General features: G+C 73.5%; 17 protein-coding genes. 14 read left to right on the top strand and 3 right to left on the bottom strand.

The window, feature by feature from the left end:
• The first annotated feature begins 225 nt into the window (after nt 1–225).
• The 9 genes from BKA05_RS12115 to BKA05_RS12075 all read left to right on the top strand — a co-directional run bounded on the left by BKA05_RS12115 (nt 226) and on the right by BKA05_RS12075 (nt 11687).
• The gene (locus BKA05_RS12115; RefSeq protein ID WP_179531653.1) at nt 226–3930 is read left to right on the top strand and encodes an Rne/Rng family ribonuclease; all 3705 of its coding nucleotides are present in this window, start codon (nt 226–228) and stop codon (nt 3928–3930) included.
• A gap of 185 nt (nt 3931–4115) precedes the next feature.
• A complete protein-coding gene (gene rplU, locus BKA05_RS12110; protein WP_179531652.1) occupies nt 4116–4418 on the top strand; it encodes a 50S ribosomal protein L21 in 303 nt (100 codons plus the stop codon).
• A gap of 46 nt (nt 4419–4464) precedes the next feature.
• On the top strand, nt 4465–4719 hold the full coding sequence (rpmA, locus tag BKA05_RS12105; protein WP_179531651.1) for a 50S ribosomal protein L27: 255 nt from the start codon (nt 4465–4467) through the stop codon (nt 4717–4719).
• 161 nt (nt 4720–4880) lie between these two features.
• Entirely contained in the window at nt 4881–6485 is a 1605-nt protein-coding gene (gene obgE / locus BKA05_RS12100; RefSeq protein WP_179531650.1) for a GTPase ObgE, read from the top strand.
• Entirely contained in the window at nt 6482–7603 is a 1122-nt protein-coding gene (gene proB, locus BKA05_RS12095) for a glutamate 5-kinase (protein WP_179531649.1), read from the top strand. The genes obgE and proB overlap by 4 nt, the downstream gene beginning before the upstream one ends.
• Before the next feature lie 112 nt (nt 7604–7715).
• On the top strand, nt 7716–8303 hold the full coding sequence (locus BKA05_RS12090) for a DUF6801 domain-containing protein (RefSeq protein WP_179531648.1): 588 nt from the start codon (nt 7716–7718) through the stop codon (nt 8301–8303).
• A 66-nt stretch (nt 8304–8369) separates the two neighbouring features.
• The gene (locus BKA05_RS12085; protein ID WP_179531647.1) at nt 8370–9560 is read left to right on the top strand and encodes a cysteine desulfurase family protein; all 1191 of its coding nucleotides are present in this window, start codon (nt 8370–8372) and stop codon (nt 9558–9560) included.
• Between the two features lie 10 nt (nt 9561–9570).
• Nucleotides 9571–10695, top strand: a complete 1125-nt coding sequence (gene mnmA, locus BKA05_RS12080; protein ID WP_179531646.1) for a tRNA 2-thiouridine(34) synthase MnmA — start codon at nt 9571–9573, stop codon at nt 10693–10695.
• Entirely contained in the window at nt 10692–11687 is a 996-nt protein-coding gene (locus tag BKA05_RS12075; RefSeq protein WP_179531645.1) for a uroporphyrinogen decarboxylase/cobalamine-independent methonine synthase family protein, read from the top strand. Before mnmA ends, BKA05_RS12075 begins: the two co-directional genes overlap by 4 nt.
• Before the next feature lie 167 nt (nt 11688–11854).
• Here BKA05_RS12075 and BKA05_RS12070 read toward each other — a convergent pair whose 3' ends face one another.
• The 3 genes from BKA05_RS12070 to BKA05_RS12060 all read right to left on the bottom strand — a co-directional run bounded on the left by BKA05_RS12070 (nt 11855) and on the right by BKA05_RS12060 (nt 14857).
• Nucleotides 11855–13432, bottom strand: coding sequence for an MFS transporter (locus tag BKA05_RS12070; RefSeq protein ID WP_343045650.1), 1578 nt, complete (start codon nt 13430–13432; stop codon nt 11855–11857).
• Nucleotides 13429–14100: a TetR-like C-terminal domain-containing protein gene (locus BKA05_RS12065; RefSeq protein ID WP_179531644.1), complete on the bottom strand. Its 672-nt coding sequence runs from the start codon at nt 14098–14100 to the stop codon at nt 13429–13431. The genes BKA05_RS12070 and BKA05_RS12065 overlap by 4 nt, the downstream gene beginning before the upstream one ends.
• A 115-nt stretch (nt 14101–14215) precedes the next feature.
• Nucleotides 14216–14857: an alpha/beta hydrolase gene (locus BKA05_RS12060; RefSeq protein WP_343045649.1), complete on the bottom strand. Its 642-nt coding sequence runs from the start codon at nt 14855–14857 to the stop codon at nt 14216–14218.
• Between the two features lie 143 nt (nt 14858–15000).
• Between BKA05_RS12060 and BKA05_RS12055 the strand changes: the two genes are divergently transcribed.
• The 5 genes from BKA05_RS12055 to gatB all read left to right on the top strand — a co-directional run bounded on the left by BKA05_RS12055 (nt 15001) and on the right by gatB (nt 21173).
• Complete coding sequence (locus tag BKA05_RS12055) at nt 15001–15621, top strand: cation efflux transmembrane domain-containing protein (protein WP_343045648.1); 621 nt, start codon at nt 15001–15003, stop codon at nt 15619–15621.
• 70 nt (nt 15622–15691) lie between these two features.
• Nucleotides 15692–17806 (top strand): NAD-dependent DNA ligase LigA, encoded by a 2115-nt coding sequence (gene ligA, locus BKA05_RS12050; RefSeq protein WP_179531642.1) that lies wholly within the window; start codon nt 15692–15694, stop codon nt 17804–17806.
• A gap of 27 nt (nt 17807–17833) precedes the next feature.
• Complete coding sequence (gatC, locus tag BKA05_RS12045) at nt 17834–18133, top strand: Asp-tRNA(Asn)/Glu-tRNA(Gln) amidotransferase subunit GatC (RefSeq protein ID WP_179531641.1); 300 nt, start codon at nt 17834–17836, stop codon at nt 18131–18133.
• Nucleotides 18130–19674, top strand: a complete 1545-nt coding sequence (gatA, locus tag BKA05_RS12040) for an Asp-tRNA(Asn)/Glu-tRNA(Gln) amidotransferase subunit GatA (RefSeq protein WP_179531640.1) — start codon at nt 18130–18132, stop codon at nt 19672–19674. The genes gatC and gatA overlap by 4 nt, the downstream gene beginning before the upstream one ends.
• Nucleotides 19671–21173 (top strand): Asp-tRNA(Asn)/Glu-tRNA(Gln) amidotransferase subunit GatB, encoded by a 1503-nt coding sequence (gatB, locus tag BKA05_RS12035; RefSeq protein ID WP_179531639.1) that lies wholly within the window; start codon nt 19671–19673, stop codon nt 21171–21173. The genes gatA and gatB overlap by 4 nt, the downstream gene beginning before the upstream one ends.
• Nucleotides 21174–21200: the final 27 nt, after the last annotated feature.

Raw genomic sequence — 21200 nt, 5'->3', positions numbered from 1 at the left:
GCACACCGAGGACAGGTCGTCGCCAGACCGCGACGCGGCCAGGCGGGTTCGGTGACAGCGAGCCGCCCTGTGGCCCTGCGACCGCGGCAGGCGAGGGCCGCCGAGGTGACGCACCGCCGGAGGAAGTCGCCGCCACAGACGAGACTTGCGCCCGGCCCTCGTGGTCGCGGCGATGGACCTGCCCGGACGCTGCGCATCCCACGCCCGGGCTGAGGAGCAGCACACATGCCCGACGAGTTCCAGGTCGGCGACGAGCCGATCACCCCTGCCGTCGAGACCACCGGCGACACCCCGGCCGAGCCCGCCACCGAGCCGCCCGCCGAGAAGCCGGCGAAGAAGACGGCGGCCAAGAAGACCGCCGCCAAGAAGACCGCTGCGAAGAAGCCGGCCGCCAAGAAGGCCGCGGCCAAGAAGCCGGCCGCCAAGAAGACCGCGGCCAAGGCCACGGAGCCGGCTCCCGACGAGCAGCTGCCCCTCGACGAGGGTGCTGCCGCCCCCGTCGAGGACGCCCCGGCGGCGGTGAAGAAGACCACCCGCACCCGCCGCACCACGACGAAGGCCGCCCAGGCGCCCGAGGCGACCCCCGACGGCCCCGCCGAGGCCGGTGAGCAGACCGAGCCCGCTCCGGCGAGGAAGGCCCCGGCCAAGCGCACGAGCAAGAAGCCCGCTGCCGAGCCCGCTGCCGAGCCCGCTGCGGTCGACGGTGACGCCGACGCCGACGGGGCGGCGAGCACGAAGCCGGCCAAGAAGGCCGCGGCCAAGAAGACCGGCTCGCGCGCCAAGAAGAGCGAGCCCGCCGCGGAGCAGGCCCCCGAGACCACCGAGGCGGCCGTCGAGGCGGAGGAGACCGAGCAGGGCGCCCCCGGCGGCGCTCCCGTCCCGCTCTTCCAGGCCCCGGACGCCTCCAAGGCCACCCGCGCCCGCAGGACCACGAAGTCGACGGAGGTCGAGGACGCCGCGCAGCCCGAGGGCGAGGACGCGGACGAGGACGACGAGGTCCAGGACGGCCCGGTCCAGGACGCCCAGGACACCGACGACCAGGACAGCGACGACCAGGACGGCGACACCGACGGCGACCAGGACGACGACGACCAGGACGGCGACCAGGACGGCGACCAGGACGGCGAGGGCGGCTCGTCCTCGGGCCGGCGTCGCCGGCGACGGGGTGGACGACGCCGCCGTCGCGGTGGCGGCGGTGGCGGTGGCGGTGGCCAGGGCGGCGACCAGCAGGGCCAGGACCGGAATCAGGACCACGACACCTCCTCCGAGGGCGGCGCCGAGGACGACTCCAAGGCCGAATCCAAGGACGGCGCCAAGGCCGATTCCAAGGACGGGACCAAGGACGGGGCCGGCTCCGAGGAGTCCGGCCAGAACGGTGGCCAGAACGGTGGCCAGCGCGGGGGCCAGCAGGGCGGCCAGCAGGGCGACCAGCAGGGCGACAGGGACGACCAGGGCGAGGGCTCGGGCAGCTCGCGTCGGCGCCGTCGGCGCCGCCGGTCCGGCGAGGGCGACGGTGACGGCGGGGACGACCCGACCAACACCGTGACCAGGGTGCGCAGCGCCCGCTCGGCCGAGGACCAGATCACCGCGCTGTCCGGCTCGACCCGCCTCGAGGCCAAGAAGCAGCGCCGTCGCGAGGGCCGCGAGGCCGGTCGCCGTCGCGCCCCGATCGCCTCCGAGGCCGAGTTCCTCGCTCGCCGTGAGTCGGTGGAGCGCGTGATGGTCATCCGCGAGCGCGAGGACCTCACGCAGATCGCCGTGCTCGAGGACAAGGTGCTCGTCGAGCACTACGTGGCCCGTGAGTCCCAGACCTCGCTGATCGGCAACGTCTACCTCGGCCGCGTGCAGAACGTCCTGCCGTCCATGGAGGCCGCGTTCATCGACATCGGCAAGGGCCGCAACGCGGTGCTGTACGCCGGTGAGGTCAACTGGTCCGCGCTGGGCCACAAGGAGGGCCAGCCGCGCAAGATCGAGTCGGTGCTCTCCTCCGGCCAGTCGGTCCTGGTGCAGGTCACCAAGGACCCGGTGGGTCACAAGGGCGCCCGGCTGACCAGCCAGATCAGCCTCGCGGGCCGGTTCCTGGTCTACGTGCCCGACGGCACGACGTCGGGGATCTCCCGCAAGCTCCCCGACACCGAGCGCGCCCGTCTCAAGGCCCTGCTCAAGGAGATCGTGCCCGACACCGCCGGCGTCATCGTGCGGACCGCGGCCGAGGGCGCCAGCGAGGAGGAGCTGACCCGCGACGTCGAGCGGCTCAAGGCCCGCTGGGAGGACGTCGAGAAGAAAGCCAAGGGCTCGGCCCCGCAGCTGCTCTACGGCGAGCCGGACCTGACGCTGAAGGTCGTGCGCGACCTGTTCACCGAGGACTTCGCCAAGCTCGTCATCCAGGGTGACGACTCCTGGTCGACGGTGCAGGACTACGTCCAGCACGTGGCCCCCGACCTCGCCGACCGCCTCGAGCGCTTCGAGCCCGCGGGCGAGGGGCGCGACGCCGGCAAGGACGTCTTCGCGACGTACCGGATCGACGAGCAGATCGCCAAGGGGCTGGACCGCAAGGTGTGGCTGCCCTCGGGCGGCTCGCTGGTCATCGACCGGACCGAGGCGATGACCGTCGTCGACGTCAACACCGGCAAGTTCACCGGCTCCGGCGGCAACCTCGAGGAGACCGTCACCAAGAACAACCTGGAGGCGGCCGAGGAGGTCGTGCGCCAGCTGCGGCTGCGCGACATCGGCGGCATCATCGTCGTCGACTTCATCGACATGGTCCTGGAGTCCAACCGCGACCTGGTGCTGCGCCGCCTGGTCGAGTGCCTGGGCCGCGACCGCACCCGGCACCAGGTGGCCGAGGTGACCTCGCTGGGTCTGGTGCAGATGACGCGCAAGCGGATCGGCACCGGCCTGCTCGAGGCGTTCAGCGAGAATTGCACCCACTGCCAGGGCCGCGGCCTGGTCGTCCACGACCACCCCGTGGACCCCAAGCGCGGCGGCGGTGACGACGACGACCGCGGTGGCCGCGGCCGCCGCTCGCGTGGCGGCAAGGGCAAGGGCGACCAGTCCGGCAACCAGTCCGGCGGCCAGGGCGGCAACCAGTCCGGCAACCAGGGTGGGCAGGCCTCGGCTCCCTCGCCCAAGGACGTCGCGGCGATGGCCCGTGCCGACAAGGCCGCTGAGGCCGCAGAGGCCGCCCAGGCCGACGGGGCCGTGGAGGCCACGTCGCAGGACGTGCCCGCGGACACGCCAGCCCGGGAGGACAAGCCCCAGGGCCGGGACCAGGGCCAGGGCGAGTCCCAGGGTCAGGGCCAGGGCAAGGGGCAGGGCAAGAACCAGCGCCGGCGTGGGCAGCAGGGCGCGGACGCGCCCGAGGCCCCGGCCGAGCAGGGCGGCCAGGAGCGTGCCCAGCAGCCCGTCGAGGAGCCCGTGGCCCCCGCGGCGGGTCCCGACTCCCCGTCGGCCCAGGAGTCGGCCCAGGAGTCGGCCCAGGAGTCGGCCCAGCATCCGGCCCAGGAGCCGGCCCAGGAGTCGGCCCAGCAGCCGGCCCAGCAGCCGGCCCAGCAGCCGGCCCAGCAGCCGGCCGGCAGCTCGGGGGTCGTGACACGGACCCGTCGCGCCGCGCGGCGTACGGCGCCGCTGACGACCGGCGAGGCCGCGGCCGTGGTCGTGGACCCCACGACCCAGCCCAGCGCTCCCGAGCCGGCGGCCCAGGCCCCGGTGGCAGCACCGAAGGTGGTCACCCGGACCCGTTCGAGCCGCTCCTCGCGGCCGGCCGGGGGGAGCCCGGTGCCGACGATGGAGCAGGCCGACGCCCCCGCGGGCGTGGGCGAGCCCCCGGTCAGCGGCACGGTCGAGCCGGGCACCGCCGAGACCGAGCCGGCAGGCGGCTCGACGGTGGAGCACGTGCCGGTCAAGCGCAAGGGGTCGCGCAAGCGGTGACGTTTTGCGGGCGCGACCCGCAGGTGCGTACTATTGACGTTCGGTGCGCCCGTGAGCGTGCTGTTTCTCCGTGCGGCCCCAGCGGCGTCGCCGACCTCCCTGGGGGAGGCACCGGCGCGGGCAGGTGCCCCGGACCCAGATCCCTGCAGTACCAGACGTAGACGAGTTCGACGAAGGAGACCGCGGTGTACGCGATCGTGCGCGCTGGCGCCACCCAGCAGAAGGTTGCCGTGGGCGACGTCATCGAGATCGACAAGGTCACCACGCCGGTGGGCGAGACCCTGACCCTCCCCGTGGTCATGGCCGTCGACGGTGAGACCGTCACCTCGACCGGGCTCGACAAGGCCGCCGTGACCGTCGAGGTCCTCGGCGCCACCAAGGGCCCGAAGATCGTCATCCAGAAGTACAAGAACAAGACCGGGTACAAGAAGCGCCAGGGTCACCGCCAGAAGTACACCCAGGTCAAGGTCACCGACATCTCCCTCTGACGCAGCCGGTCGGCAGCTCAGCGACAACTCGCGAAGGAACACATCCATGGCACACAAGAAGGGCGCGGCGTCCACCAAGAACGGCCGCGACTCCAACGCCCAGCGCCTCGGCGTCAAGCGCTTCGGCGGCCAGCTGGTCAACGCCGGCGAGATCATCGTCCGCCAGCGCGGCACCCACTTCCACCCGGGTTCGGGTGTGGGTCGTGGCGGCGACGACACGCTGTTCGCCCTGCAGGCCGGTGCCGTGGAGTTCGGCACCCGCCGCGGCCGCAAGGTCGTCAACATCGTCCCGGGCGAGTGAGCTGACGCTCCCCGAGCACCCCGGCCGCCACGAGCGGCCACCGACCAAGGGCGTCCCGACCACGGGGCGCCCTTCGTCGTTCCCGTCGTAGGACCCCGGTCCGCCCCGGGCCCAGCACACTGAGCCCGACCACCTCCAGCCGATCACACCAGGAGCACCTCATGGCACTGCCGACCTTCGTCGACCGCGTGACGCTGCACGTCAGCGCCGGGCGCGGCGGCAACGGCGTGGCCTCGGTGCACCGCGAGAAGTTCAAGCCGCTCGGTGGACCCGACGGCGGCAACGGCGGGCCGGGCGGCTCGATCATCCTGCGCGTGGACCCCGCGGTCACCACGCTGCTGGAGTACCACCACAGCCCCAAGCGTCGCGCCGAGCACGGCGGCCACGGTGCGGGCGGCCACCGCAACGGCGGCCACGGGAAGGACCTCGTCCTCTCGGTGCCCGACGGCACCGTCGTACGCAACCGTGACGGCGAGCTGCTCGCCGACCTCGTCGGCGCCGGCACCGAGCTGGTCATCGCCGAGGGCGGCCGTGGCGGTCTCGGCAACGCCGCGCTGGCCTCGGCCAAGCGCAAGGCGCCGGGCTTCGCGCTCCTCGGCGAGCCCGGCGACGAGCTCGAGGTCGTCCTGGAGCTGAAGGTCGTCGCCGACATCGGCCTGGTGGGCTTCCCCAGCGCCGGCAAGTCCAGCCTCATCGCGGCGATGTCGCGGGCGCGGCCGAAGATCGCCGACTACCCGTTCACCACCCTGGTGCCGAACCTCGGGGTGGTCACCGCCGGCGAGACCGTCTTCACCGTCGCCGACGTCCCCGGCCTCATCGAGGGCGCGAGCGAGGGCCGCGGACTGGGCCACGACTTCCTGCGGCACGTGGAGCGCTGCGCCGCGATCGTGCACGTCATCGACACCGCCTCCATCGAGCCGGGCCGCAACCCGCTCGACGACCTCGACATCATCGAGAACGAGCTGAGCCGGTACGGCGGTCTCGAGGACCGGCCGCGCCTGGTGGCGCTGAACAAGATCGACGTCCCCGACGGGCGCGACATCTCCGACATCACCATCGAGGACCTGCGCTCGCGCGGCCTGCGGGTCATCCCGGTCTCGGCGGCCTCCGGTGAGGGCCTGAAGGAGCTCACCTTCGCGATGGCCGAGATCGTGGCGGCCTCCCGCACCGAGAAGCCCGTCGTCGAGGCCCAGCGCATCGTGCTGCGTCCGGCGGGCGCGGACGGCGCGGACTTCACCGTCATCGAGAGCGACGAGGTGCCCGCCGAGCCCGGTCATCGCGGCTGGCGGGTGCGCGGCACCAAGCCCGAGCGCTGGGTGCGGCAGACCGACTTCAGCAACGACGAGGCCGTGGGCTTCCTCGCCGACCGCCTCAACCGGCTCGGGGTCGAGGACCGGCTGCTGCAGCTCGGCGCGATCGAGGGCGACACCGTCCTGATCGGCCGGGACGAGAACTCCGTGGTCTTCGACTTCAAGCCGGGGATCGAGGCCGGCGCGGAGATGCTGGGCCGTCGCGGCGAGGACCAGCGCTTCGACGACCGCCGTGACGCCTCGCGTCGTCGCCGCGACATCGACGCCGCGATGCCCGAGCGGCAGGAGGGCGAGACCCGCGCCGACGTGGCCCGCCGCCTGGACGTCGAGCGCCGCGGTGCGGCCGGCCCCACGTCGTACGACATCGGCGGCGAGGACGATCCCGACCTGCTGGGGGCCCACGAGGCCGAGCAGGCGCGCGAGTGGGCCGAGGACGACCCGGAGGGCCGGGGGTGACCCTGCGCCGGGAGGTGACCGAGGCGCGCCGCGTCGTCGTCAAGGTCGGCTCCTCCTCGCTCACGACCGCGGCCGGTGGCATCGACCCCGACCGCGTCCGCTCGCTCGTCGACGTGCTCGCCGCGGCCCGCGAGCGCGGTGTCGAGGTCGTGCTGGTCTCCTCCGGCGCCATCGCGGCCGGGCTCGCACCGCTCGGCCTGGCCCGGCGCCCCCGCGGCCTGGCGGCCCAGCAGGCGGCCGCCTCGGTGGGGCAGGGGCTGCTGGTCCACCGCTACACCGAGGAGCTCTCCCGGCACGGACTGGTCGCCGGCCAGGTGCTGCTCACCCTCGACGACGTGACCCGGCGCGCGCACTACCGCAACGCCCACCAGACGCTCGCCCAGCTGCTCGAGCTGGGCGTGCTGCCGATCGTCAACGAGAACGACACCGTCGCGACCTCCGAGATCCGCTTCGGCGACAACGACCGCCTGGCCGCCCTGGTCGCCCACCTGGTGCACGCCGACCTGCTGGTGCTGCTCTCCGACGTCGACGGCCTGTACGACGGTCCGCCGACCCGTGAGGGGGCGCGCCTGCTCGACGAGGTGCGCGACGAGACCGACCTCCAGGCCGTCTCCATCGGCTCGGTGGGAGCGGCGGGCGTGGGGACCGGCGGCATGGTGACCAAGGTCGAGGCCGCCCGGATCGCCACCGGTGCCGGCATCCCGGTGGTCCTGACGTCGGCCGAGCGGGCCGGCGAGGCCCTGTCCGGCACGGGCGTGGGCACGTTGTTCCACGCGACCGGTCGCCGTCGTCCGACCCGGCTGCTGTGGCTGGCGCACGCGACGGAGTCGCGCGGCGCACTGCACCTGGACGCCGGCGCCGTGCGCGCCGTGGTCGATCGGCGCGCCTCGCTGCTGGCGGCGGGCCTCACCGGGGCCAGCGGCAGCTTCGTGGCCGGTGACCCCGTCGACCTGGCCGGTCCCGACGGGACCGTCGTGGCCCGCGGCCTGGTCAACTTCGACGCCGAGGAGGTCCCGGCGCTGGTCGGGCGCTCCACCGCCCAGCTCAAGGAGGAGCTCGGCGCGGCCTACGAGCGTGAGGTCGTGCACCGTGACGACCTGGTGCTGCTGACGCCGTAGCCGCCGAGCCGGCGCATCCTTCCGTCGCGCCACACCGGTGCGACCGCCCGCCCGCCGCGGTGGGTCCGCCGGCCCAGGTCGGCCGGAGCTCCCCGCGCACTACCCTGGACCCGTGCGCCCTCTCCTCCCCGCCGTCGCCGCCGCCCTGCTCGCCCCGCTCCTCCCGGTGCTGGCCGCCGCTCCTGCCGGAGCGGCCAATGACCAGGACCCGAGGATGGTGGAGCGGACCACCGTCTACACCTGTGCCTCCGAGGTGCTGGGCTCCGGTGACTTCGAGACCTTCGTCCGCGTCCAGCTGCCGCGGACGGTCACGGCCGGCAAGAAGATGGCCGCCCGCCCGATCGACTTCTCCATCGTCGTGCCGGAGGAGATGACCCAGACGATGCGCGACTACGGCGTCGAGGAGGTCTCCGGGCGCTCCGACGACGCGACGTACAAGGTCGGCACGAAGAAGCGGAAGATCCGCCGCCTCGAGCTCCCGTCCACCGAGGTCCCGGCCGAGGGGCTGCTCGTCCTCGAGGGCACCGGCACCGCGCAGGCGGTGCGGCTGAAGAAGATCGACACCTACCCGGTCAAGCTGCCCGGCAGGTTCACCGCGACCATCACCGTGACCGGGTCGTTCTCCATGTCCGACGAGCTCACCTGCCGCATCGCCAAGGGCGCGAAGACCAAGATCGGCAGCGTGCGCGTCGTCCCGTGACTGGGGGCACCGGCCGGGACGCTGGCTGGGAGTGACCTGGCCCGGCGCCGTACGCTGGGCGGCGCCATGACCGACCCCGTCTACCTCGACCACGCCGCCACGACGCCGATGGTGCCGGAGGCTCTCGAGGCGATGGTCGAGCAGCTCGGTCGCACCGCCAACCCGTCCTCGCTGCACGCCTCGGGCCGCGCCGCGCGCCGGGCGGTCGAGGAGGCCCGGGAGCGGGTCGCCGCCGCGCTGGGGTGCCGTCCCGGCGAGGTGGTCTTCACCTCCGGTGGCACCGAGGCCGACAACCTGGCCCTCAAGGGCCTGGCCTGGGCACGCCGCGACCAGGACCCGCGCCGCACGCGGCTGCTGACGACCGCCGTGGAGCACCATGCCGTGCTCGACCCGCTGGAGTGGCTCGAGGCGCAGCAGGGCTACGCCGTGGAGCACCTCGCCGTCGACGCCGACGGGCGGCTGGACCCGGCCGCGCTGGGGACGGCGCTCGCCGAGCCCGCGTCGGTGGGCCTGGTCTCGGTGATGTGGGCCAACAACGAGGTCGGCACCCTCCAGCCGCTGCAGCGCGTGGTCGCCGCGGCGGGGGAGCACGGCATCCCGGTGCACACCGACGCCGTGCAGGCCGTGGGCGCCGTGCCGGTCGACTTCGCGGGCTCCGGGGTCGACGCGATGACGGTCTCCGGCCACAAGGTGGGCGGCCCGCACGGGGCGGGTGCGCTGGTCGTGCGCCGCGACCTCCCGGTGGCCCCGCTGCTGCACGGCGGCGGTCAGGAGCGCGACGTGCGCTCCGGCACCCTCGACACCCCCGCGGTCGTGGGGTTCGCGACCGCCCTCGACCTCGCCGTCGCCCGGCAGGCCGAGCACGCGGCCCACCTCCGCGCCCTGCGCGGCCGCCTGGTCGACGGGCTGCGGAAGGTCGTGCCCGACGTGGTGCTCAACGGGCCCGGGCCCGACTCCGTGCCCGGCTGGGACCGCGCGCGGCTCCCCGGCAACGTGCACGTCTCCTTCCCCGGGTGCGAGGGCGACTCCCTGCTGATGCTGCTCGACGCCCGTGGCATCGAGTGCTCGACCGGCTCGGCCTGCTCGGCCGGGGTGCCGCAGGCCTCCCACGTGCTGCTGGCCATGGGCCGCGACGAGGACGAGGCGCGCAGCTCGCTGCGCTTCACCCTCGGCCGCACCTCCACCGAGGCCGACGTCGACGCCGTGCTCCACGCGATCGGCCCGGCCGTCGAGCGCGCTCGCGCGGCGAAGCTGTGAGGGGGCTGCGATGAAGGTGCTGGCCGCGATGTCCGGCGGGGTCGACTCCGCCGTGGCCGCCGCACGTGCCCACGAGGCCGGCCACGACGTGACCGGGGTGCACCTGGCGCTCTCGCGCAACCCCGCGTCGTACCGTTCCGGGGCCCGCGGCTGCTGCACCATCGAGGACAGCAACGACGCGCGTCGCGCCGCCGACGTCATCGGCATCCCGTTCTACGTCTGGGACCTCTCCGAGCGGTTCCACGCCGACGTGGTCGAGGACTTCATGGACGAGTACGCCGCCGGGCGCACCCCCAACCCCTGCCTGCGGTGCAACGAGAAGATCAAGTTCGCCGCGGTGCTCGACCGGGCGCTGGCGCTCGGCTTCGACGCCGTCGCCACCGGCCACTACGCGATCCTGCGCGAGGGCGCCGACGGCCTGGTGGAGATGCACCGCTCGGTCGACGCCGGCAAGGACCAGTCCTACGTGCTCGGCGTGCTCGACCAGCACCAGCTGCGGCACTCGCTCTTCCCGCTCGGGGACACCCCCAAGGCGCAGGTGCGCGAGGAGGCCGCCCGGCGCGGGCTGCTGGTCGCCGACAAGCCCGACAGCCACGACATCTGCTTCGTCGCCGACGGCGACAACGCCGGCTGGCTGCGCGAGAAGCTGGGGGAGCGCGCGCCCAACCACGGTGGCGTCATCGTCGACGACGAGACCGGCGAGGAGCTCGGGCGCCACGACGGCACCTACGGCTACACCATCGGCCAGCGCAAGGGCCTGCGCATCGGCACGCCCGCGCCCGACGGGAAGCCCCGCTTCGTGCTCGACATCGAGCCGGTCGAGGGCACCGTGCGGGTGGGGCCACGCGAGCGGCTGGCCGTCCACGGCCTCGAGGGCATCCGTCCGCGCTGGTGCGGCACCGTCCCCGCGTCGGACACCTGGGGGGACTGCACCGTCCAGCTGCGGGCGCACGGCGACGAGCACCGCGCGCGGCTGCGCGTCCACGACGGTGGCGAGTCGGTCAGTGTCGAGCTGCTCGACCCGGCGTACGGCATCGCGCCCGGCCAGGCCGTCGTGGTGTACGACGGCAGCCGGGTCGTCGGCTCGGCCACGATCGCCTCCACGGACCGCTCGCCGGTCGGGAGCGCGTCATGACCCGGGCGAGCGGTGTCGGCTCGATGCCGGGCGAGGACGCCGCTGCCTACGCCGAGGCCGTGAGGGCGGTGCTGGGCGAGCTGCCCGACCTGCCGCACGTGCCGGAGCTGCCCGGTCGCGGGGCGACCGCGTCGATGACCGGCCGGGCACTGGCGGTGCTGGAGGGGCTCGACGTCGACCTCCAGCCGTCCGGGTGGCGGCTCGTGGGCACCTCCGGGGCGCCCGGCGTCGACCACCGCCGCGCCCGGAGCCTCCTGGGCCAGGACCTCGACTGCGTGGAGGAGCTGACGCAGGGCTACGCGGGCACGTTCAAGACCCAGGTGGCCGGGCCGTGGACGCTCGCGGCGACCGTCGAGAAGCCGCGGGGCGACCGGGTGCTCTCGGACCACGGTGCGCGGCGCGACCTCGCCGAGTCCTTGGCCGAGGGGCTGCGCGCCCACATCCGTGACGTGCGGCGTCGGGTGCCGGGTGCCACCTCGCTGGTGGTGCAGGTCGACGAGCCGGCGCTGCCCGCGGTGCTGAGCGGGGCGGTGCCCACCGCCTCGGGCTTCTCCAGGCACCGGGTGGTGCACCCGCCGGAGGCCTCGGCGCTGCTGGAGACCGTGCTCTCGGCGATCGCCGAGGAGGGTGCCGAGCCGTGGGTGCACTCGTGCGCGCCGGGGGTCCCGTGGGGCCTCGTGCGCGGCGCCGGGGCGACCGGGCTGGTCGTGGACCTCTCGGTGCTCTCCGCGGCCGACCACGACACGGTCGCCGAGGCGCTCGAGGCCGGCGTGGCCGTCGCGCTCGGCGTCGTACCCACCACCGAGCCGGCGGGCGGCCTCACCGACACCGCCGTGGTGCAGCGCGTGGAGCGCTGGCTGGACATGCTCGGCCTGGACCCCGAGGCCGGCACCCTGCTCGTCGGCCCCGGCTGCGGCCTCGCCGGTGCGTCGACCTCCTGGGCCCGACGCGCGCTCCAGCTCTCCCGCCAGGTCGCCACCGCCCTCACCTGACCCTCGCTGGGGTGCCGAACCGGCGTATTGATACGCCGGCTCGACCCACCCAGGACGCCGAGCCGGCGTATTAATACGCCGGCTCGACGCGCTGCGGGCCCCAGAGACGCCGAGCCGGCGCGCCCTTGACGGAAGGACGCGCCGGCTCGGTGGTGGAGCGGGGCTGGTCAGACGTGGACGGCCGCGCCCTCGGGTGCGTCGTCTGTGGCCAGCTCGGTGTGCTTGACGTCCAGCAGCGCCCAGACCAGGGCGGAGGCCGCCCAGATCATGAAGGCGCCGACGAGGAACGCGGTGGTCGCGCCCTCGGCGAAGGACAGCACCGCCACCTCGCCGGGCTCCGCGCCCGACCCGCCGAGCTCGGCGGCCCGCTCCAGGATGAAGTGGGAGGCGACGGTCGACAGGATCGCCAGCCCCAGGGCGCCGCCGACCTGCTGCATGGTGTTGAGCACGCCGGAGCCGATGCCGGCGTCGGCGGAGGGGATGCCGTGCAGGGCCACCAGCGTCATCGGGACGAAGGTCAGGCCCATGCCCAGCGACATGGTGACGATGAACGGCATGATGTCGGTCCAGTAGTTCTCCTGGCCCGGCGTGAGGTGGGAGAACATGAAGAGGCTGAAGCCCGCGAGCAGCGTGCCGGTGCCGGTCAGGTAGCGCGGGTCCATCCGGGCGATCAGCTTCGAGGACGTGGTCGCGCCGATGATCATGCCGAATGCGAAGGGCAGGAAAGCGAAGCCGGTGCGCAGCGCGGAGTAGCCCATGACGTCCTGCACGTAGAGCGAGAGGAAGTAGAACATCGCGAACATCGCGGCCGGCGTCATCATCATCGACACGAACGCGACGGCGCGGTTGCGGCTGGCGAAGATCCGCAACGGCATGAGCGGGTGCTGGACCCGCGTCTCGAGCAGCACGAAGGCCACCAGGGAGACCACGCCGACGGCGAGGAACGCCAGCGCCACCGGGTCACCCCAGCCGTAGGGGGTGCCCATCGGGTTGACGGCCGAGACCGTGTCGGGGTCGGTGTTGCCGGTGCGGGTGATGCCGAAGACCAGCGAGAGCAGGCCGACGGTGCCGGTGATGGCGCCCGGTACGTCGAGCCAGCCCTCGTGGTGCTCGGAGTCGGGCAGCAGCCGCGGGGCGAGGAACGCCGCCGCGAGGCCGATGGGGACGTTGATGAGGAAGGTCAGCCGCCAGCCCCACTCGGGGTCGAGGTTGGTCAGCCAGCCGCCGAGCACCAGGCCGATCGCGGCACCGATGCCGGACATGGCGGCGAACACCGAGAACGCCCGGTTGCGCTGAGGGCCCGGCGGGAACGTCGTCGTGATCAGCGCCAGCGCGCTGGGGGAGGCCAGCGCTGCCGCGAGGCCCTGCACGCCGCGGGAGCCGAGGAGCATGGCCTCGTTCTGGGCGATGCCGCCGACGGCGGAGGCGAGCGCGAAGAGCGTCACGCCGATCATGAAGACGCGACGGCGACCGTAGAGGTCGCCCAGGCGGCCACCGAGGAGCAGCAGGCCGCCGAAGGCCAGGGCGTAGCCGGTGACGACCCAGCTGAGGTTGGCGAAGTCGATGTCCAGGCTGGCCTGGATCTTGGGCAGGGCGATGTTGGCGATGGTGCTGTCGAGCACCACCATCAGCTGCGCGGTGCAGATCAGCACCAGTGCCCACGCGGCGTGGCGGGGTGCCTTGGACGCGGAGTCGCGCGGCGCCTCGGGCCCGGACGCTGCCGGGTCGGTGGTCAGGTCGGTCACGAGGGGTCCTTCGGGTCGGTGGTCGTGGTGGGCGTGCCAGTTCCGGTGCCGGCGGCACGGGCGGCCGGGAGGATCACCGCGTCGATGACGCGGGTCACCAGGTCGGGGGTGGGCGGTTGGCCGATGAGGTGGGCGCGGTGCATGAGGATCCCCGCGAGGGCGGGCTCGAGCACCTCGAGGTCGGCGTCGGGGGAGACCTCGCCGCGGGCGGCGGCGCGCTCCCAGATGACGCGGGCCGTGGCGATCTTGGGTCCGACGACGACCTCGCGGAACGCCTCGGCGAACTCGGTGTCGGTGGTGATCGCGGTGATGATGCTGCCGAACAGGGCCGTCTGTCGCGGGCTCGCGAGCCCGCCCAGCCCGCAGTAGGCCTGTCGCAGGTCCTCGCGCAGGCTGCCGGTGTCGGGCGGCTCGGGGGAGGGGCCCTTGTCGTGCGCCAGCGCGTCGACGACGAGGCTGGCCTTGCCGTTCCAGCGACGGTAGAGCGTGGCCTTGGAGGCCTTGGCCGCCGTGGCGACGGCGTCGAGGGTCAGTCGGTCGTAGCCGACCTCGACGAGCACGTCGAGGGTCGCCTCGAGGATCTCCCGCTCACGGTCACCCTCCACCCGCGGACGGGTGGGGGAGTCGGCGGCAGGGGCCTCATGAGATCGGGCCTGGCGTGGCGTCATGCGTGGCCCTCCGTTCACCTCGATGAAACGAAACGGTTCCGTTCCATCCGGTGCCAACGATGACACACGCCGCCGACATTCCCGAGTCCGGCGGAGGTGTCTGGACCAGGGCCCCCTAGACGGTGGCGGTGGCCGCGACGCGCAGCACGCCGTCGACGGCGACGTCGTTCCACCGGTCCACGCGCCGCAGCATGTAGTGACCGACCCGTCCCATGTCGACGTACTCGGTGCTCGCCGCGACCCCGGCCGCGCGCACCAGGAAGGCGCGGGTCATCCGGGCCGAGGTGATCTTGTCGGCGACGCCGTGGGCGGCGACGACGTGCCGGCCGCGCAGGGCCCGGACCGGGTCGTCGGGCTGCCACCACGGGGCGAGGGCGACCACGCCCGCGACCTGCGGGTCGTCGGCGACGTACGCCGACGTGCGCGCGCCCATGGAGTGGCCCAGCAGCACCACCGGCACCTCGCCGTACGCCGCCCGGACCTGCTCCAGCGCCCAGCGGGCGTCCTCGCGCGGCCCGGCACCGTCGCCGTTCCAGCCGCGCACGCGGTAGCGCAGCAGCCAGCTGGCGATGCCCTCGGCGTGCAGCTGGGGGGTGATGCGGCGCTGGATCGCGGCCATCCGGTGCCACGACGCGCTGCGCGACCCCACGGGGTCGGTCGAGCGCTGCGTGCCGCCGTGCAGCATCAGCGTGACGGCGCGCGGAACGGCGCCCGGGTCCAGGGTCGGGTCGACGCGGGTCAGCGAGGGAGTGCTCACGTCCCCATCTTCGTCGCCGACCCCAGGTCCGGATGGGTGGCCGTCGGCCGGGGCGGCCGCACCCGGGCGCGGCGACGTGCCGGTCGACGTCCATCATGGACGCCGACCGGGGCGGCCGGTCACCGATGAGGGAGGGACGGCGGGTGCAGCACGAGGACGGGTCGGTCCCGACCTTGCGACGAGTGGTCCTGGTCGTGGCGCTGCTCAACCTCGGCTACTTCGCCGTGGAGCTCTCCGTCGCGCTGTCCGCCGGCTCCGTGGCCCTGCTGGCCGACAGCGTGGACTTCCTGGAGGACACCGCGGTCAACCTGCTCATCTTCGTGGCGCTGGGCTGGCCGATGGCGCGGCGGGCGGTGATGGGCAAGCTGATGGCGCTGCTCATCCTCGGGCCGGCGGCGTTGGCGGCCCTGCAGGCGGTACGACGCTTCGCCGAGCCGGTGCCGCCCGACGTGCTGCCCGTGGTGCTTGCCTCGCTGGGGGCCGTCGTGGTCAACGCCGTGAGCGCGTGGCTTCTGGTCCGCGTACGGCATGAGGGCGGCTCGCTGAGTCGTGCGGCGTACCTCTCGGCGCGCAACGACGTCCTGGTCAACCTCGCCATCATCGTGATGGCGCTGGTCACCCTCGGTACGGGGTCTGGCTGGCCGGACCTGTTGCTGGGGTGCCTGATCATCGGGCTGGCCCTGCACGCGGCGTGGGAGGTCTGGGAGGTCAGCGAGGAGGAGCGGCTGGCCGCCCGTGCGCTCGCCGGCGAGGAGCTGGGCTGAGCCCGGCCGCTCCCTCGCGGAGGCCCCGGGGTGGGGCCTGGCTGTCGATGGCGCCGGGCAGAATGCGGGCATGACCAGCTCGACCGACGCCGCGTCGCCCGACGCCGCCACCGACGCCGCGCGCGAGGAGCACAAGCAGCTCGTCGAGGAGGTCGAGGAGGCGCGCTGGCGCTACTACGTGCTCGACTCTCCCAGCATCGACGACGCCGACTTCGACCGTCGGATGCGTCGCCTGGAGGAGCTGGAGGAGGCGCACCCCGAGCTGCGCACCCCCGACTCCCCGACCCAGAAGGTCGGTGGTGCGGTCTCGACGGAGTTCACGCCGGTCGACCACCTGCAGCGGATGGAGAGCCTCGACAACGCCTTCTCCCTCGAGGAGCTCGAGGCCTGGCACGCGCGGTTGGGCCGCGACGGCGTGGAGTCGCCGGCGCTGCTGTGCGAGCTCAAGGTCGACGGCCTGGCCATCAACCTCCTCTACGAGGACGGCCGGCTCGTGCGCGCGCTGACCCGCGGCGACGGCAGCACCGGCGAGGACGTCACCCCCAACGTCAGGACCATCGACTCGGTCCCGCACCGCCTCACCGGCACCGACGAGTTCCCGGTTCCCGCGCTGGTCGAGGTGCGCGGCGAGGTGTTCCTGCCCACCGAGGCGTTCGAGCGGCTCAACGAGGCGATGACCGAGGCCGGCAAGCCGGTCTTCGCCAACCCCCGCAACGCCGCGGCCGGCTCGCTGCGGCAGAAGGATCCGCGCGTCACGGCGACCCGTGCGCTGGGCATGGTCTGCCACGGCCTGGGCGCCCGGGAGGGCTTCGAGCCGGCGGCCCAGTCCGAGGCGTACGCCGCGCTGCGTGCCTGGGGGCTGCCGACCTCCGACCGGGCGAAGGTGCTGGGCTCGCTGGCCGAGGTGGAGGAGTTCATCACCTACTACGGCGAGCACCGACACGACGTCGAGCACGAGATCGACGGCGTGGTCGTGAAGGTCGACGACGTCGCCGCGCAGCGCCGCCTGGGCTCCACGAGCCGAGCGCCACGGTGGGCGATCGCGTTCAAGTACCCGCCCGAGGAGGTCAACGCCAAGCTGCTCGACATCCGGGTCAACGTCGGCCGCACCGGCCGGGTGACGCCGTACGCCGTCATGGAGCCGACCCGCGTGGCCGGCTCGACGGTCGAGAACGCCACCCTCCACAACGCCCACGAGGTCAGGCGCAAGGACGTCCGCCCCGGTGACACCGTGATCCTGCGCAAGGCCGGCGACGTGATCCCCGAGGTGCTCGGCCCGGTGCTCCCGCTGCGCCCCGAAGGCCTCGCGGAGTGGGTGATGCCCACCGAGTGCCCCTCGTGCGGCACCCCGCTGGCCGAGCAGAAGGAGGGCGACAAGGACCTGCGCTGTCCCAACCACGAGGCCTGCCCGGGGCAGGTCCGCGAGCGGCTCTCCTTCGTGGCGGGGCGCTCTGCCTTCGACATCGACCACCTCGGCTACGAGGGCGTGGTCTCGCTGCTCGAGGCCGGGGTCGTGATGAACGAGGGCGACGTCTTCGACCTCGACGAGGCCAAGCTGCTGCGCACCGACCTCTACACCCGCGCGGCCAAGAAGTCCGAGCAGGAGGACGACGCGGGGGAGCGCGTGCTCAACGCCAACGGGCGCGCCCTGCTCGGCAAGCTCGCCGACCGCTTGGACGTCCCGTTGTGGCGGGTGCTGGTCTCGCTGTCGATCCGGCACGTCGGCCCGACCGCCGCCCGGGCCCTGGCCCAGGAGTTCGGCTCGATGGCCGCGATCCGGGAGGCCACCGAGGAGCAGCTGGCCGCCGCCGAGGGCGTGGGGCCGACCATCGCCGAGGCGGTCACCGCGTGGTTCGAGGTCGACTGGCACTGCGAGATCGTGGAGAAGTGGGAGCGCGCCGGCGTGCGGATGGCCGACGAGCGTGACGAGTCCACCCCCCGCACGCTCGAGGGGCTCACGATCGTGGTCACCGGCAGCCTCGTCGATTTCTCCCGCGACTCCGCCAAGGAGGCGATCCTGAGCCGTGGCGGCAAGGCGGCCGGCTCGGTGTCGAAGAAGACCGACTACGTCGTCATCGGGGAGAACGCCGGTTCCAAGGCCGAGAAGGCCGAGCAGCTCGGGGTGCCGATCCTCGACGAGGACGGCTTCAAGGCGCTGCTGGAGTCCGGCCCGACCACGGAGTGAGCGCGCCCGGCTCCTAGGATGAGCCGCATGCCCGAGATCTCCCGAGACGAGGTCGCCCACCTGGCGACCCTGGCCCGGATCGACCTGTCCGACGCCGAGCTGGACCACCTGGCTCCCCAGCTGTCGGTGATCCTCGAGTCGGTCGCCTCCATCAGTGGGGTGGCCGGCGCCGACGTGCCGCCGACCTCGCACCCGATGCCGCTCACCAACGTCTTCCGCGAGGACGTCGTCGTGCCCGGCCTCACCGCCGAGCAGGCGCTGGCGATGGCACCGGCCGCCGAGGAGCAGCGCTTCGCCGTGCCGCGGATCCTGGGGGACGAGCAGTGAGCGACACGACCCAGACGACCCGCCGCACCGCGGGCGACCTGGCCGCGGCGCTGGCCGCCGGCGAGACCACGTCGGTGGCCCTGACCCAGGCCCACCTCGACCGGATCGCGGCCGTCGACGGCTCCGCCGATGCCGGCGTGCACGCCTTCCTGCACGTCGACGCCGAAGGGGCGCTGGCCGCGGCCGTCGCCTCCGACGAGCGCCGCGCCGCCGGCGCCCCGCTGCACGCCCTGGACGGCGTGCCGGTGGCGGTCAAGGACGTGCTCACCACCACCGGGCTGCCCACCACCTGCGGCTCGAAGATCCTCGAGGGCTGGATCCCGCCCTACGATGCGACCGTCGTGCGCCGCCTCAAGGACGCCGGTCTGCCGATCCTGGGCAAGACCAACATGGACGAGTTCGCGATGGGCTCCTCCACCGAGCACTCCGCCTACGGCCCCACCCGCAACCCGTGGGACCTCGAGCGGATCCCGGGCGGCTCCGGTGGCGGCTCGGCCGCCGCGGTGGCGGCCTTCGAGGCCCCGCTGGCCCTCGGCACCGACACCGGCGGCTCGATCCGCCAGCCCGGCGCGGTCACCGGCACGGTCGGGGTCAAGCCGACGTACGGCGGGGTGTCGCGCTACGGCCTCGTCGCGATGGCCAACTCCCTGGACCAGGTCGGCCCGGTCACCCGCACGGTCCTCGACGCCGCGCTGCTGCACGAGCTGATCGGCGGCCACGACCCGCTCGACTCCACCTCGGTCGACCAGCCGGTCCCGGGCCTGGTCGAGGCCGCCCGCCAGGGCGCCACCGGTGACCTGACGGGCCTGCGCGTCGGCGTGATCACCGAGCTGCAGGGCGAGGGCTACCAGGCCGGCGTGCTGGCCCGCTTCCACGAGTCGCTGGAGCTGCTGACCGCGGCCGGGGCCGAGGTCGTCGAGGTCTCCTGCCCGAGCTTCGTGCACGCGCTGGCGACCTACTACCTGGTGATGCCGTGCGAGGCGTCCTCGAACCTCGCCAAGTTCGACGCGATGCGCTACGGCATGCGGGTGCTGCCCGAGGGCGTGGACGCCCCGTCGGCCGAGCAGGTCATGCGCGCCACCCGCGACGCCGGCTTCGGCGACGAGGTCAAGCGCCGCATCATCCTGGGCACCTACGCGCTCTCCAGCGGCTACTACGACGCCTACTACGGCACCGCCCAGCGGGTGCGCACGCTGATCTCGCGCGACTTCGAGGCCGCCTTCGGCCAGGTCGACGTGCTGGTCAGCCCCACGGCGCCGACCACGGCGTTCAAGCTGGGGGAGAAGCTCGACGACCCGCTGGCGATGTACCTCAACGACCTCGCCACCATCCCCGCCAACCTCGCCGGCGTCCCCGGCATCTCGTTGCCCAGCGGGCTGGCCGACGAGGACGGCCTGCCGGCCGGCTTCCAGGTCCTCGCCCCGGCGATGGCCGACGACCGCCTCTACCGCGTGGGCGCCGCCCTCGAGGCCGCGCTGCACGACCGGTGGGGCGGTCCCCTCCTGGACAAGGTCCCTGCGCTGGAAGGTGTGGCCCGATGAGTGCGACCACCGAGACCCTCGTGCCCTTCGACGACGTGCTGGCGGCCTACGACCCGGCGCTGGGCCTGGAGGTCCACGTCGAGCTCAACACCGCCACCAAGATGTTCTGCGGCTGCCCGGCGGCCTTCGGCGGGGAGCCCAACACCCACGTGTGCCCGACCTGCCTGGGCCTGCCCGGCGCGATGCCGGCGGTCAACGGCAAGGCCGTGGAGTCGGCGATCCGCATCGGTCTCGCGCTGAACTGCGACATCGCCGAGTGGTGCCGCTTCGCCCGGAAGAACTACTTCTACCCGGACATGCCGAAGAACTTCCAGACCAGCCAGTACGACGAGCCCATCGCGTTCGACGGCTACATGGACGTGGAGGTCGACGGGGAGACCTTCCGCGTGGAGATCGAGCGCGCGCACATGGAGGAGGACACCGGGAAGTCCACCCACGTCGGTGGCGCCACCGGACGCATCCACGGCGCCGACTACTCCCTGGTCGACTACAACCGCGCCGGCATCCCCCTCATCGAGATCGTGACCCGCCCGATCCTCGGCGCGGGGGAGAAGGCGCCGGCCGTCGCCCGGGCCTACGTGCAGCAGCTGCGCGACCTGATCGTGGCCCTCGGCGTCTCCGAGGCCCGGATGGACCAGGGCAACCTGCGTGCCGACGTGAACCTCTCGCTGTCGCCGAAGGGCAGCGGCGTGCTCGGCACCCGCACGGAGACCAAGAACGTGAACTCCTTCCGCTCCGTCGAGCGGGCGGTGCGCTTCGAGATGCAGCGGCACGCGGCGATCCTCGACAAGGGCGAGGCGATCTTCCAGGAGACGCGGCACTGGCACGAGGACACCGGGATCACCACCAGCGGTCGCCCGAAGTCCGACGCCGACGACTACCGCTACTTCCCCGAGCCCGACCTGGTGCCCGTGGCGCCGTCGCGCGAGTGGGTCGAGGAGCTGCGCGGCACCCTCCCGGAGAACCCGGTCGAGCGCCGGGCCCGCCTCCAGGAGGCCTGGGGCTTCACCGACCTCGAGATGCGCGACGTCGTCGCTGCCGGGGTCGTGGAGGCCATCGAGGAGACCGTCGCCGAGGGTGCGGCCCCGCAGGCCGCCCGCAAGTGGTGGCTCTCGGAGCTCTCCCGCCGCGCCAACGACGCCGGCGTCGAGATCACCGAGCTGGGCGTCACCCCCGCCCAGGTCGCGGCCGTGCAGAAGCTCGTGGACGACAAGGTGGTCAACGACAAGCTGGCCCGCCAGGTCTTCGACGGCCTGCTCGCCGGCGAGGGCACGCCCGCCGAGATCGTCGAGAAGCGCGGCCTGGCCGTCGTCTCCGACGACGGTGCGCTCTCGACCGCCGTGGACAACGCCATCGCCGCCAACCCCGACGTCGCCGACAAGATCCGCGACGGCAAGGTCGCCGCCGCCGGCGCCCTGATCGGGGCGGTCATGAAGGAGATGCGCGGCCAGGCCGACGCGGCCCGGGTCCGCGAGCTGATCCTGGAGAAGCTCTCCTGACCACCAGGGCGTAGGCTGCCGCCGACA

Source organism: Nocardioides marinus (assembly GCF_013408145.1).
Taxonomy (GTDB): domain Bacteria; phylum Actinomycetota; class Actinomycetes; order Propionibacteriales; family Nocardioidaceae; genus Nocardioides; species Nocardioides marinus.
The sequence above is the reverse complement of the archived record's forward strand: the minus strand, read 5'-3'. Positions and strand labels throughout refer to the sequence as shown.